Raw genomic sequence first — 12,527 nt, 5'->3', positions numbered from 1 at the left:
GATGCGGGGCATGTGGCTCTCCTCGGGTCTCGGGTGCGGGCCCACGCCCGCGCGACGGGGTCAGCAGAGACGACCAACCTCCGGCGTCGCTCCGACGGGCCTGGGAGTCGCCTCGGAGTGTCGGGCTGTGAGGTAACTCCGAGGTGCGGCCGAGTCCACTGTCAGGGAGTGGGTCGACGATCGGCTGCCATGGGCATCCACCTGCATGTGTGGCGGGCGGTCCGGCGCCGGCCGGTACCCGCCGTCGGCGCCACCGTCACGCTGGTCGCGGTCACCGTCGTGGCGGGGGCGGCCGCGTTCTCCGACGGCGCCGACCGGACCGGAACGCCGGCGGCCACCGTGCGGGTGGACCGGGGTGAGGTGACCTCGGCGGTCGCCGCGACCGGCTCGGTACGGCCCGCGGCGAGCCGTGGACTGGCGTTCACCGCCCCCGGCACCGTGACCGAGGTCCGGGTCCGCCCGGGGGCCGACGTCACCGCCGGACAAGTGCTCGCGGTGCTCGACGACGGCGAGGCCCACGCCGAGGTGACGCGCGCGGAGCAGGCACTGGCCGACGCGCGGGCCGCGCTCGACGACCTCGAGGTCGAGGATGAACCGGACACCCTCGCGTGCGTCACGTCGCCCGTTTCGGCCACGCGGGGAGACGGCGCGGGAGGTGCGGCTGCCGCCGGCACGGCGGGCGACACCGTCCGGACGACGCCATCGGGCGACACCGGGTCACCCACACCGAAACCCGACCCCGACCAGTCCTCGCCGTCCCCCACACCGTCGGCCACACCGGCTCCCACGGGTTCGTCGGTCTCCCCCGTCAAGCCCTCGCCGAGCGGAACCGGGAAGGGGCCAGCGGCTACCGCGACGGCCCCGGCGCCGGCAGGCCCGCGAGGTTGCCCGACGGAGCCGGGTGGTTCGGGACCGGGTGGGAACGCCGCCGGCGCCGACCCGCTGCTGCGGGCGCACCAGCAGGTGACCGCCGCACAGCTGGCCCTGGCCGAGGCGGAGGACCGGCTGGCCGGTACGACCATCACCGCGCCGGTCGCCGGCCGGGTGCTGTCGGTGGCCGGGCCGGTGGGAACCCGGGTGTCCGCGGGTGTGCGCTTCGTCGAACTGGCGGTCGTCGAGGGGATGCAGGTCACGGCGACCTTCCCGGAAGCCGACGCCGGGCAGATCGCGGTGGGGCAGACCGCCACGGTGACCCCGGCCGGACGGTCCGGCACCGACCTGGACGCCGAGGTGGTTCAGCTGGACCCGGTCGGCGCCAGCGACGGTCAGGTGGTCCGGTTCGGAGTCCGGCTCGCGCTGGACGACGCTCCGGGCGATCTGCTGATCGGACAGAGCGCCGCCGTGCGGATCCAGATCGCCACCGTCGCGGACGTGCTGCGGGTCCCGGCCGCCGCGGTCGAGGTACGACCTGACGGTTCGGGCGCCGTGCTGCTCGCCGGCGCGGCCGAACCACGCGCCGTCGTGATCGGTGTCCGCGGGGACCAGTTCGTGGAGATCAGGTCCGGCCTCGCCGAGGGTGACCTGATTCTCGCCGCCAAATGATTACGCTCAGGTCCGGGACAGGTCGCTCCCAGCTCGCTCCGAGGTTGCACGGATAGACCTGGCAACCGTGTCTGATCGCCGTACCCGTGTGCTCGTCGTCGACGACGAGGAGAACATCCGTGCCCTGCTCTCGGCGACACTGCGACTGGTCGAGTTCGACGTCCGGGTGGCCGGCGGCGGCCATGAGGCGTTGGCCCTGGCCGAGGAGTTCGATCCGGACCTGGTGGTGCTCGACGTGATGCTGCCCGACCTCGACGGCTTCCAGGTCGCCCGGCGGCTGCGCGGCACGGGGGCCGGGGTGCCGGTGCTGTTCCTCACCGCGCGGGGCACGGTGGAGGACCGCATCTCCGGACTGACGGTCGGGGCGGACGACTACGTGACCAAGCCGTTCAGCCTGGAGGAAGTGGTGCTGCGGATCCGGGCGATCCTGCGCCGCAGCCGCGCCGACGACGCGCTGGCGCAGGACGGCGTGCTGCGCTACGCCGACCTCGAACTGGACGAGGACGCTCACGAGGTCCGCCGTGGCGGCCGGGTCGTCGAGCTGTCGCCGACCGAGTTCAACCTGCTGCGGTACCTGATGGTCAACGCCGGACGGGTGGTCAGCAAGGCGCAGATCCTCGACCGGGTGTGGAACTACGACTTCGGCGGCGACGGACGGATCGTCGAGTCGTACATCTACTACCTGCGCAAGAAGATCGACGTGCAGGCTCCACCGCTGGTCCACACCGTGCGGGGTGTCGGCTACACGCTGCGAGTGCCTCGCACCGGGGGTGGGTGACGGTGGGACGCCGTCGCGCCGTCCGACTGCGGCGACCGCGCCGCTGGGGGCGGTGGACGCTGCGGGCCCGGCTGGTCGTGGTCGTGGCGACGCTGACCGCGTTGGCGCTGGTGGTGGCGAACACGGCCGGGCTGGTGCTGCTGCGCCGGACCCTCACCGACCGCATCGACGACCAGCTCACCGCGGTCAGCCGGCCGTTCACCCGGGACACCGTCCCGACCTACGACCCGCGCGAGCGCACCCGGGTGCTGCCGCGCGCCCGGCTCGGTCCGGAGCAGGTGGTGCTGCTGTACGGCCCGGACGGCAGCCTGGAGGACGTCCGGCGCTCCGACGAGTCGACAAGGGTGCCGGTGGTCGAGCCGTACGACAGGCTGGTCGCTCGTGCCACCGACACCCGCCCGTACACCGTCGGGGCGGCCGACGGCACAGCCGCCTGGCGGGTCCTGGTGGTCGAGCGCGGCGACGACCGGGGTATCGCGGTGCTGGCGGTGTCGCTGCGCGAGGTCGAGGAGACCACCGACCTGCTGCTGCTGATCGACGCGGTCGTGATCGTGGTCGTCCTGATGCTGCTGGCGTCGCTCGCCGCGGTGGTGGTCCGGCTCGGCCTTCGGCCGCTGACCCGGATGGAGCAGACCACGGCGCAGATCACCGGGGGTAACCTGTCCCGCCGGGTGCCCGACGCCGATCCGCACACCGAGCCGGGCCGGCTCGGTGGGGCGCTCAACCTGATGCTGGACCGGATCTCCACCGAGGTCGCCGCCCGCCGCGAGTCGGAGCGGCGGCTGCGGCAGTTCATCGCCGACGCCTCTCACGAGCTGCGCACGCCGCTGACCTCCATCCGCGGGTTCGCCGAGCTCTACCGCCGTGGCGGAACGCCACCGGGCCCGGAGCTGGACGAGACGATGGCTCGGATCGAGGCCGAAGCCGCAAGGATGGGCCTGCTCGTCGAGGACCTCCTGCTGCTCGCCCAGCTCGACCACGAACGCCCCCTGCGACGCCGACCGGTCGACCTGCTGGCCGTCGCCGCCGACAGTGTCCGCGACGCGCATGCCCGCGCGCCCCAACGGCGGATCCGCCTGGCGGCCCTCGACGACAACGACGGGTTCGAACCGGTGATGGTCACCGGCGACGAGCACCGGCTGCGCCAGGTGGCCGCCAACCTGCTCAACAACGCCCTGCAGCACACGCCACCGCAGGCCCGCGTGACGGTCCGCGCCGGGCGGCTGCGCCGTACACCTGCCGGACCGCCGCCCGTCACGGCCGTGGGAGACCCGCTGCCCGCCGCAACGCCGGCCGCGGTGCTGGAGGTGACCGACGACGGGCCGGGGCTCCCCGCCGACCAGGCCGTACGGGTCTTCGAGCGGCTCTACCGCGCCGATCCGAGCCGGACCCGCGGCAGCGGCGGGTCCGGCCTCGGCCTGTCCATCGTGGCGGCCCTCGTGCGGGGACACCAGGGCCGGGTCGAGCTGCTCACCGCCCCCGGCCGGGGGGCCACCTTCCGGGTCCTGCTGCCCTCGGTGCCCGACGCCGACCGCGACGAACTGGTCGACCTGCTGCGCACCATGCACAGCTGACCCACCGGCGGCTGTCCGGCAACGTCCAGCGGACCCGGAGCCCGCTCCGACCCTGACGCAGGACGACAACAGGGACGACATCCGGCACGGGATCGAGGACTTCCTCGCCGACAGCTGACCGTCGCCGACTCCGAGCCGGCTCCGAGGTTGCGCCGGGTCCGCTCCGAGCCGCCACCCCCAGGCTGTCGGGCATGCGTGTGCGACGACTCATCCCTGCCCGCGGCCCGTCCCTGCTCGTCAACACCGGCCTCGCCGTGGCGGTGCTGCTCGCGGGCGGCTGGGCGTACACCGCGTTCACCGGACCGGAGACGGCGGCTGCCGGCGAGGCCCGGACGGTGCCGGTGAGCCGGGCGACGGTGACGTCCGCGGTGTCCGTACCCGGATCGGTGCGCAGCGCGGCGACCGCGAGCGCGACCTTCGCCACCGCCGGGCCGATCACGGAGATCACCGTCGCCGTCGGCGACTCGGTGAAGGAGGGCCAGGTGCTGGCCCGGGTCGACGCCTCGGCCGCGAAGCGGGAGCTCGCGGCGGCCGAGGCCGACCTGGACGCGGCGCGGGATGCGGCGGACCGGGCGGCAGGAGCAGACGATTCGACCGCCCAGTCGGAGGCCGCGGTGACCCAGGCGGAGCTGAAGGTCGCCGCAGCGCGGGAGAAGGTCGACGGCGCCACCCTGACCGCGCCGATCGCTGGCACCGTGGTGGCCGTCAACGGCAGCGTCGGGGACTCCGGCACCTCGGCGGGCGGCGCGGCCACCGGCGGCGCGACCGGGGGCGGCGCCTCCGGGGCCGGCAGCACCCCATCCGGTCCGGGAGGCGACGGACTCGTGCAGATCGCCGATCTGACCCGGCTGGAGGTCAGCGCCGCGGTTCCCGAGGCCGACGCGACCCGGCTCAAGGCGGGCATGCCCGCCACGGTCAGCTGGAACGCGCTGCCCGGCACCACCGCCGAGGCGACGCTCGCCGCGATCGACCCGAACGCCACCACCGCCAACGACGTGGTGACCTACGGCGTCACCCTGAGCCTGAAGGACCGTCCCCAGGCGGCCCGGCCCGGCCAGAGCGTGCAGGTCACCGTCACCCTCGACACGGCCGAGAACGTCGTCGCGGTATCAGCCCTCGCGGTCACCAGCGCCGGCAACCGGCACACGGTGACCGTCCTGGACAACGGCACCCCGGTCGTCCGTTCGGTCGAGGTGGGCCTGCGCGGCGACCAACTCGTCGAGATCACCTCCGGCCTGACCGAAGGTGACCGGGTCGTGCTGCCCAGCACCGGCGGCGCCGACACGAGCACCGGTGGCGGTGGTCGGGGTGGGCCGGCGGGCGGCGGCCTGACCGGTGGCGGCGGGCGGGGCAACCGGTGACCCTCTACCTGGTCGACGGAGCTCACCGCACCACCGAGGGCCCGAACCGTCCGGTGCTCGACGTCCGGGACCTGACCAAGGTGTACGGGCAGGGCGAGGCAACCGTGCACGCGCTGCGCGGCGTGTCGCTGACCGTCGCGGCCGGCGACTACGTGGCCATCATGGGTTCCTCCGGATCCGGCAAGTCGACGCTGATGAACATCCTCGGCTGCCTCGACGTACCCAGCGCCGGCACCTACCGCCTGGACGGGGTCGACGTCAGCCGACTCGACGACGCCCGGCTGGCCCTGGTCCGCAACCGCCGGATCGGATTCGTCTTCCAGTCGTTCAACCTCATTCCCCGCACCTCGGCCGTGGCCAACGTCGAGCTGCCGTTGGCGTACGCCGGCGTCAAGCCGGCCGAGCGACGCCGGCGGGCCCTCGCGGCCCTGGACATGGTGGGTCTCGCCGGCCGGGCCGACCACGAGCCGAACCAGCTCTCCGGCGGGCAGCAGCAACGCGTCGCCGTCGCTCGTGCCCTGGTCACCGAGCCCGCGCTGATCCTCGCCGACGAACCCACCGGAAACCTCGACAGCCACTCCACCGAGGAGGTGCTGGCCATCCTCGACCAGCTGCACACCGCCGGCCGCACCATCGTCATGATCACCCATGAGACGGAGGTTGCCGCCCGGGCACGTCGGCTGGTCACCCTCTTCGACGGGCGGATCACCACCGACGTACGACAGGACGGTGCCCGGTGAGCCTGCTGGAGATCCTCCGCTTCGCCGGCCGCGGCGTCGCCGCCAACAAGCTGCGCTCGGCGCTGACCATGCTCGGCATCCTCATCGGCGTCGCCGCCGTCATCCTGCTGGTCGCCGTCGGCAACGGCTCCGCCCAGGCCGTCAACCGCAGCATCGAGGCGCTGGGCACCAACACCATCACCGTGTCCAGCACCGCCCGCGGCGGGACGACGCCATCGCCACTCACGGTCGACATCGCGCAGTCCCTGCACGATCCGGCACTCGCCCCCGACGTCCGGGCGGTCTCACCGGTGGTCAGCACCGCCCCGACGATGGCCCACGCCGGGACCGAGCACCCGGTGGCGCAGTTCCTCGGCACCCACCCGACCTACTTCGGCTCGTCGAACAGCCCACTGGTCGCCGGCACCGCCTTCACGGACCAGGACGTGGCCCAGGGGCTGCGGGTGGTCGTGCTCGGCCGGACCGTCGCCACCGAACTGTTCGCCGACACCGACCCGGTCGGCCAGCAGGTCACCGTCGGCGGCGCCCTGTTCACCGTCGTCGGAGTCCTCGCCGAGAAGAGTTCGGCGTCCGGCTTCTCCGACCCCAACGACCTCGCCGTCGCCCCGCTCACCGCCGTGCAGCAGGCCCTCACCGGGTACGGCCCGGTGAACTCCATCCTCGTCGAGGCCACCGGCCCGGACCGCGTGAACGCCGCACAGCAACAGGTCACCCAGATCCTCAACCAACGTCTCAAGCTGCCGGCCGGCACCACCGCCACCGGCCGCGGCGGAGGTGGCGCGGGTGCCGCGCCGTACCGGATCCAGAACGCCGCCCAACTCCTCGCCACCCGCACCGAGACCGCACAGACCTTCACCGTCCTGCTCGGCACCGTCGCCGGCATCAGCCTGCTCGTCGGCGGCATCGGCATCACCAACATCATGCTGGTGACCGTCACCGAGCGAACCCGGGAAATCGGCATCCGCAAGGCCCTCGGCGCACCCCGACGCACGATCCTCACCCAGTTCCTCGCCGAAGCGACCATGCTCAGCGTCCTCGGCGGCGGCCTCGGCGTGGCCGCCGCACTCATCGGCAGCCGGTTCACCATCGTCGGCGTGCAACCGGTGATCGTGCCCAGCTCCGTCGCACTGGCCCTGGGCGTCTCCGTCGCGATCGGGCTGTTCTTCGGCAGTGTCCCCGCCAGCCGCGCCGCCGGCCTGCGCCCCATCGACGCACTCCGCTACGAATGACAGGTGAAGCATGACGACCGATCTGGACACCGCTCTCGCCGCCGGACCCCGCCCCTGGCGGAATCGGGCCACCCCGTGGCTCATGGCAGCGCTGCTGCTCGTCGGCGGCTTCGCCGGCGGCGCCCAGGCGCAGCAGGCATACGGACCGGATACCGCGCCCGCGCCGACGGGGCGCGGGGCGGCGGTCGACGGACCCGCCGGTGGGGCCCGCGGCGGCGGTGCCCGTGGCGGTGGCGCCGCTCCCCCGGCAGCCACCGCCACCCCGGCCACCACCGGCACCGTCACCGACATCGACGGGAACACGATGAAGATCCGGCGCGAGTCCGGCGAGGTGGTCACCGTGCAGACCGACGACGGTACGCAGGTCCGGCTGCCCGGCGCGCTCAAGGACCTCCAGGCCGGCGACACCGTCGTGGTGACCGGGAACATGCAGAGCGGCGAAATCTCAGCCGCCACGATCACCCAACAGAAGTAGCCGATGTGAGTGCGACGGTTGACCGGTTGACAGAAATCAAGCTGGAGAGTGTCGGATCTGCCGGATGCCGTTCGTAGCGTATGCAGAGACGGACGTCGGGTCCGGACGATCAGAGGGAGCGGATATGCCTGAGTACCTCATCTACTTCAATCAGCAGTGGGTGGGTGACCACACCGAGGAGTGGTTCCGCGGGCGCGGTCCACTCGCCAGGGCGGTTGTTGACGAGATCAAGGCCGCCGGGGCATTCGTCTTCGCCGGGGGCCTGGAGGAAGAGGACGGCCCGGTCTTCAGCGCAGACGCCACAAGCGGTGCGATGGTCTTCACCGACGGGCCCTATGTCGAGAGCAAGGAGTTCCTGGGTGGCCTGACCATCGTGGACGTGCCGGATGAGGCGACCGCCCGGATGTGGGCTGGCAAAATCGCGGAGGCATGCGGCTGGCCGCAGGAGGTTCGCCGGTTCAAGCCGCGGCGCGTCTTGCAGGGATGAGATCGTCACTCGTCAGCTGAGGCTTGAGCCGAGGCGTGGCCAGGCCGGCACCGGGGCGACGTCGCTGCTGCGGTATCGGCAAGGATTTGACCAGACACGGGGGCGGCCAGAAAAGTGCCGCCCCCGGAGCCGGCCGACGAAAGCGCTTCGCCGTACTCATCTGCCGCGGGTCGCTCGCTGGCGAGGAGACGGCGTCGGTCCGGGCTGGTCACTGCAGGTTTAGCCTGTATGGCGTTGCCGGGCACTTGAAGCAGGCGAAGATCCGAAGGTCGCCGCGGCGGCCGACCGTGATACCGGTTGGCTCGTTGACGGCCCTCCACTGGGGGTCGGTCCACGACGGCTGCAGGTGGGATTCCTCCACCGGCATCCAGCTCCCACCGTCGGATTCGCTGGAGCTGATGGTGAGCAGCAGGTCCATGCGCTGGCGGCAGTTAGGGCAGTCCATCGGCCGCAGATCGGACACCTCCCAGTTTGCGTATCCGCCGACCTTCCACCCCGGCGCTTGTGACACGGAGAAGTAGGTCTCCTCACCAAACTGACGGCTGTCGTCCCACTGCCGGATCCGTTGGCCCAACTCCGCCGGTAGCTCCTGCCACCAGGGATACTCGACGACCTGTTCCGGGTGTAGAGCGCACGGACGGGGCAGATAGTCCTCCTCGCGAGCGACAGTGGGCGGCGGCGGGGTGGGCAGCATGGTCGTGACGCCGCTAGCCGTGCGCCACCGCAGTTGGACTGCCGGTCCCGCATAGTCCCCGTCGCGGTGCTGATTCGGGCACCACAGCACCTGCAACAGATCGGCGTCATCGGGACAGCGCAGATCCGCAACATCGGCGGCGTGCAACTGGGCCACCGCCACCATCGGGCTCGGCGTCGGCTCGGACACGGTCACGGAGCCGATCGCGACCGAGCCCTGGTCCGTGGTCATCGTTCCGGCGAAGCCGGGAACGTCCCGAGCCAGCTGCTGCATCGCGGCCCAGTCTCCCGCCTGCATCCGGGCGACGAGATCCGGCGCAATCGGGGTCTCCTGGCGAACAACGTGCGGCCCTGCGCAGACCGGCCACGGCTCATCGGCGGGCCACAACAACCTCCCGCCGACGTGGCTTCCTCCCACGTCGGGGTCGCCGGGCCGCGGATGCAGCCGCGTCGCGGTTCGCGCAAACGCGTTGACGCCGGAGAACAATTCACTGAGATCCAGAGGCCGTGCAGGGGTTGTCCGGGTCATCACCGGCGCGAGCCTAGCGGGAGCTTCCACGCCGCGCCTTCCCTCGGATCACCCGGCTCACGCTAGTGACCGACGGCGGGCGATCGTGCTCGCGTCTCAGGCGCCGCCCAACGCCCCAACATGCCGCCGACCGGGCGTCACGGTACGTGGCAGAGGGCGCGGCGATGCTCGGCGCGCGGTCCTGCCGATGAGCGTGCGTCGACGTCGCCCCATGCTGGGGTGCTGCCCCGGCTGCTGCTCCTTACCGCGTCGATGACGAGCGGCATTCTCGCTCACAGCTCGTCGTTACGGAGACGGGGAGCTGGGCCGCGTAGATGGGGCTCGTCTCGTCGTAGTGGCGTGTGGTCAGTCGGAGTTCGTCGGTGGCTGTAGAGCCCGATGACCTCGGTTGTCGTCCTGCCGTACGACGTCCTGCCGGTCTCAGCCGTATCGCTCGACGAGCGTGTTGCCGATCGAGGCTAGGTGGTCTCGCACACCCGGAGGGCCGGTGACCTCGATCCATTCGACCAGCCCGGCAAGTTCGCCAGCGAGTATGTATTCGTCGTTGCCGCGGATCACGACCTCAATGCGACCGTCGGTCCTTGAACCTCCCACTTCGAGCCGACCGCCGAACCCCATCCGGAGCACGCCTATCCCCTGGGGCGCGCACACCGCCCGGACTTCGAGGGGCATTCGTTTGCGCTCGACCTCGTCGGCGATCGCGCGCCAGCCCTCGGCAAGGTCGAAGTCCTCGGGCCGGTGCGCGGGGTCGCAGGTCGGGTCGGCGGACGAAACGCGGTCGATCCGAAAGGTCCGCCGACCTGCCTCGGTGTTGGCGACGAGGTACCACGATGGGCCTTTGGCGACGATGCCCAGCGGGTGGACGGTTCGCTCGGTTTCGGTGCCCTCGCGGTCGACGTAGCCGAGCCGGACCTGGACACCGCGGATCACCGCGTCCTGGAGCGCGTCGAGGAAGCGAGGCGGTCGGGGCTCGGCCCGGCTCGCCCCCCATCGCTGCGGGTCCATGACGAGCGACGACGCTGCCGCCTCGGCCTGCACCCGGAAGGGTTCCGGCAGGGCTTGAACGAGCTTGCGCAGCGCCGCTTTCACGGCCGGCGTCGCAGCCGAGACCGGGCCGGCGACCAGGAAAAGGGCGCGGGCCTCACCTGCGGTCAACCCGGACAGGTCGGTGCGGGCACCGCCCACGAGGCGCCAGCCGCCGCCTCGGCCCTGCATGGAGTACACCGGGACTCCGGCCATACCCAGGGCGTCGAGGTCACGGCGGGCGGTGCGCTCGGAGATCTCCAACTCCCGGGCGACCTCCGCTGCTGTCACCTGCTCGCGATGTTGCAGCAGAAGGAGGATGGCCATCAACCGGTCGGCGCGCACTCCGACAACACTTCCACAAAAACCGGTCAGGAGGTGACCGGTATCGGTCGGCAAGATGCCGGCATGACAACCGATTTTCCCGAGCCCACCCGCATTTCGGTCAACGGTGTGGAACTCGAAGTCTTCGAAGCCGGCCGGCAGAACACGGGGAACCCCATCGTGCTCTGTCACGGCTGGCCGGAGCACGCCTTCTCCTGGCGCCATCAGATGCCCGCCCTCGCGGCAGCGGGCTACCACGTAATCGTCCCGAACCAGCGAGGTTACGGCAACTCGTCCCGCCCGACCGAAGTCACCGACTACGACATCGCACACCTGTCGGGTGACCTCGTCGCACTGCTCGATCACTACGGATACGGCGATGCCACCTTCGTTGGTCATGACTGGGGCGCAGCCGTCGTCTGGGGCCTGACCCTGTTGCACCCGAACCGTGTCAACAAGGTGATCAACCTGAGCCTGCCGTACCTCGAGCGCGGGGATAAGCCCTGGATCGAGTTCATGGAGGATGTGCTCGGTAGCGACTTCTATTTCGTCCACTTCAACCGGCAGCCGGGCGTCGCGGACGCCGTGTTCGAGGAGAACACGTTCCAGTTCCTCCGGAACATGTACCGGAAGGACGTGCCCCTCGCGCAGCCGCAGCCGGGCAATGCGTTGATCAACCTCGCCAGAATGGAAACCCCACTCGGTAAGCCCATCATGAGCGACAGCGAACTGGCCGTCTTCGTCTCCGCCTTCGAATCAACAGGTTTCACGGGCGGTCTGAATTGGTACAGAAACCTGGACCGCAATTGGCGTCTGCTGGCGGACGTGAACCCAATCATCCGACAACCTACCCTCATGATCTACGGCGACCGCGATACGGTCGCGAGGTCCGAAAGACTGACAGACTTCGTGCCGAATGTGGAAGTGGTCAGTTTGGATTGCGGTCATTGGATCCAGCAGGAAAAGCCGGACGAAACAAACCAGGCGATTCTCAAGTGGCTGGACCAGCGGGATGCCGCCTAGCACTGCAGCAGGAGATCCGCTTCACTGTCCGCTGAGGATTTGCGGATTGTAGTCGCTGGCCATCTGCGGGTTGGTGGCGTCAGCCACCAACCCGCAGGATGCGCCGTCCATTTGTCTGGGCGGTCCGTCTCGCGTCACGATGGACCATCCGATTGATGGCTGCCGGTTTCCAGTCGCGCATCACGGCCGCCGCCGTGCTCTCAAGGACTCAGGAGTAGGCGCTCACGCAGCCTGCGGCCCCCGCATCAAGAAGGGCTGCATCGATGTCGCCGACCTCGGCGTCGCGCAGCAGCGGTGGAAACCAGCGCGGTCACAATGGGCCTGCCACATCTCGGCGACATCGGGTTTCTCCCCGAAACAACCTACCGGCCGGCCCACGGTAAGCGTCGCGGGCGGACGTACACAGCCGCTTCATGCTACGCCTCGGCCTGGGATGCAGCCGTCACACTGACATGCGCACGAAGATCACGTGCACGGATCTGCCGCTGTCCGCTCGGGATAGGCTCGGGATGTCGCGATGAGGAATCGCTATCGGTTGACGTCAGCCGTTGATGTCAACGGCCACGTGGCGGCAGCGAGAAGGCATAATCGGCAGCATGAGCAGCGCCCCCTCCCGGCTGTCCGTCGTCACCCTCGGCGCGGGCGACATCAGCGCCCTGCGCTCGTTCTACCGCGCACTGGGCTGGCCCGAACTACCAACCAGCGATGACGGATGGGCCGCCTTCCAACTTGGCGGGGTTCTGCTCGCG

11 protein-coding genes are annotated in these 12,527 nt (G+C 70.8%); 9 read left to right on the top strand and 2 right to left on the bottom strand.

The features are described from left to right. Nucleotides 1–189 precede the first annotated feature (189 nt). The 8 genes from AB0I76_RS00690 to AB0I76_RS00655 all read left to right on the top strand — a co-directional run bounded on the left by AB0I76_RS00690 (nucleotide 190) and on the right by AB0I76_RS00655 (nucleotide 8,186). Nucleotides 190–1,542, top strand: a complete 1,353-nt coding sequence (locus tag AB0I76_RS00690; RefSeq protein WP_357027797.1) for an efflux RND transporter periplasmic adaptor subunit — start codon at nucleotides 190–192, stop codon at nucleotides 1,540–1,542. A 58-nt stretch (nucleotides 1,543–1,600) separates the two neighbouring features. After that, a complete protein-coding gene (locus AB0I76_RS00685) occupies nucleotides 1,601–2,320 on the top strand; it encodes a response regulator transcription factor (protein WP_357027925.1) in 720 nt (239 codons plus the stop codon). A gap of 2 nt (nucleotides 2,321–2,322) precedes the next feature. Beyond that, nucleotides 2,323–3,894 (top strand): HAMP domain-containing sensor histidine kinase, encoded by a 1,572-nt coding sequence (locus AB0I76_RS00680; RefSeq protein ID WP_357027794.1) that lies wholly within the window; start codon nucleotides 2,323–2,325, stop codon nucleotides 3,892–3,894. Nucleotides 3,895–4,085: 191 nt separating this feature from the next. Next, nucleotides 4,086–5,255, top strand: coding sequence for an efflux RND transporter periplasmic adaptor subunit (locus AB0I76_RS00675; protein WP_357027791.1), 1,170 nt, complete (start codon nucleotides 4,086–4,088; stop codon nucleotides 5,253–5,255). Then, nucleotides 5,252–5,995 (top strand): ABC transporter ATP-binding protein, encoded by a 744-nt coding sequence (locus tag AB0I76_RS00670; protein WP_357027788.1) that lies wholly within the window; start codon nucleotides 5,252–5,254, stop codon nucleotides 5,993–5,995. Before AB0I76_RS00675 ends, AB0I76_RS00670 begins: the two co-directional genes overlap by 4 nt. Further along, nucleotides 5,992–7,224 (top strand): ABC transporter permease, encoded by a 1,233-nt coding sequence (locus AB0I76_RS00665; RefSeq protein WP_357027785.1) that lies wholly within the window; start codon nucleotides 5,992–5,994, stop codon nucleotides 7,222–7,224. The genes AB0I76_RS00670 and AB0I76_RS00665 overlap by 4 nt, the downstream gene beginning before the upstream one ends. Before the next feature lie 10 nt (nucleotides 7,225–7,234). Continuing rightward, nucleotides 7,235–7,699 carry a DUF5666 domain-containing protein gene (locus AB0I76_RS00660; protein WP_357027782.1) on the top strand — a complete coding sequence of 155 codons (465 nt, stop codon included), beginning with the start codon at nucleotides 7,235–7,237 and terminating at the stop codon, nucleotides 7,697–7,699. A 124-nt stretch (nucleotides 7,700–7,823) separates the two neighbouring features. Further along, a complete protein-coding gene (locus tag AB0I76_RS00655) occupies nucleotides 7,824–8,186 on the top strand; it encodes a YciI family protein (RefSeq protein WP_334483554.1) in 363 nt (120 codons plus the stop codon). 208 nt (nucleotides 8,187–8,394) lie between these two features. Here AB0I76_RS00655 and AB0I76_RS00650 read toward each other — a convergent pair whose 3' ends face one another. Continuing rightward, the gene (locus AB0I76_RS00650; RefSeq protein ID WP_357027779.1) at nucleotides 8,395–9,408 is read right to left on the bottom strand and encodes a hypothetical protein; all 1,014 of its coding nucleotides are present in this window, start codon (nucleotides 9,406–9,408) and stop codon (nucleotides 8,395–8,397) included. A gap of 420 nt (nucleotides 9,409–9,828) precedes the next feature. Beyond that, nucleotides 9,829–10,776 (bottom strand): WYL domain-containing protein, encoded by a 948-nt coding sequence (locus AB0I76_RS00645; RefSeq protein ID WP_357027776.1) that lies wholly within the window; start codon nucleotides 10,774–10,776, stop codon nucleotides 9,829–9,831. Between AB0I76_RS00645 and AB0I76_RS00640 the strand changes: the two genes are divergently transcribed. Next, entirely contained in the window at nucleotides 10,732–11,778 is a 1,047-nt protein-coding gene (locus tag AB0I76_RS00640) for an alpha/beta hydrolase (RefSeq protein ID WP_357027773.1), read from the top strand. The genes AB0I76_RS00645 and AB0I76_RS00640 overlap by 45 nt on opposite strands. The last annotated feature ends 749 nt before the right edge of the window (nucleotides 11,779–12,527 follow it).

The organism is Micromonospora sp. NPDC049799 (genome assembly GCF_040656655.1).
GTDB lineage: Bacteria > Actinomycetota > Actinomycetes > Mycobacteriales > Micromonosporaceae > Micromonospora.
The sequence above is the reverse complement of the archived record's forward strand: the minus strand, read 5'-3'. Positions and strand labels throughout refer to the sequence as shown.

What these genes read in the sequence shown, in the direction of transcription:
- AB0I76_RS00690 (WP_357027797.1), top strand. Translation starts at nt 190, where the DNA reads ATGGGCATCCACCTGCATGTGTGGCGGGCGGTCCGGCGCCGGCCGGTA.
- AB0I76_RS00675 (WP_357027791.1), top strand. Translation starts at nt 4,086, where the DNA reads ATGCGTGTGCGACGACTCATCCCTGCCCGCGGCCCGTCCCTGCTCGTC.
- AB0I76_RS00660 (WP_357027782.1), top strand. Translation starts at nt 7,235, where the DNA reads ATGACGACCGATCTGGACACCGCTCTCGCCGCCGGACCCCGCCCCTGG.
- AB0I76_RS00655 (WP_334483554.1), top strand. Translation starts at nt 7,824, where the DNA reads ATGCCTGAGTACCTCATCTACTTCAATCAGCAGTGGGTGGGTGACCAC.
- AB0I76_RS00650 (WP_357027779.1), bottom strand. Translation starts at nt 9,408, where the DNA reads ATGACCCGGACAACCCCTGCACGGCCTCTGGATCTCAGTGAATTGTTC.
- AB0I76_RS00640 (WP_357027773.1), top strand. Translation starts at nt 10,732, where the DNA reads ATGTTGCAGCAGAAGGAGGATGGCCATCAACCGGTCGGCGCGCACTCC.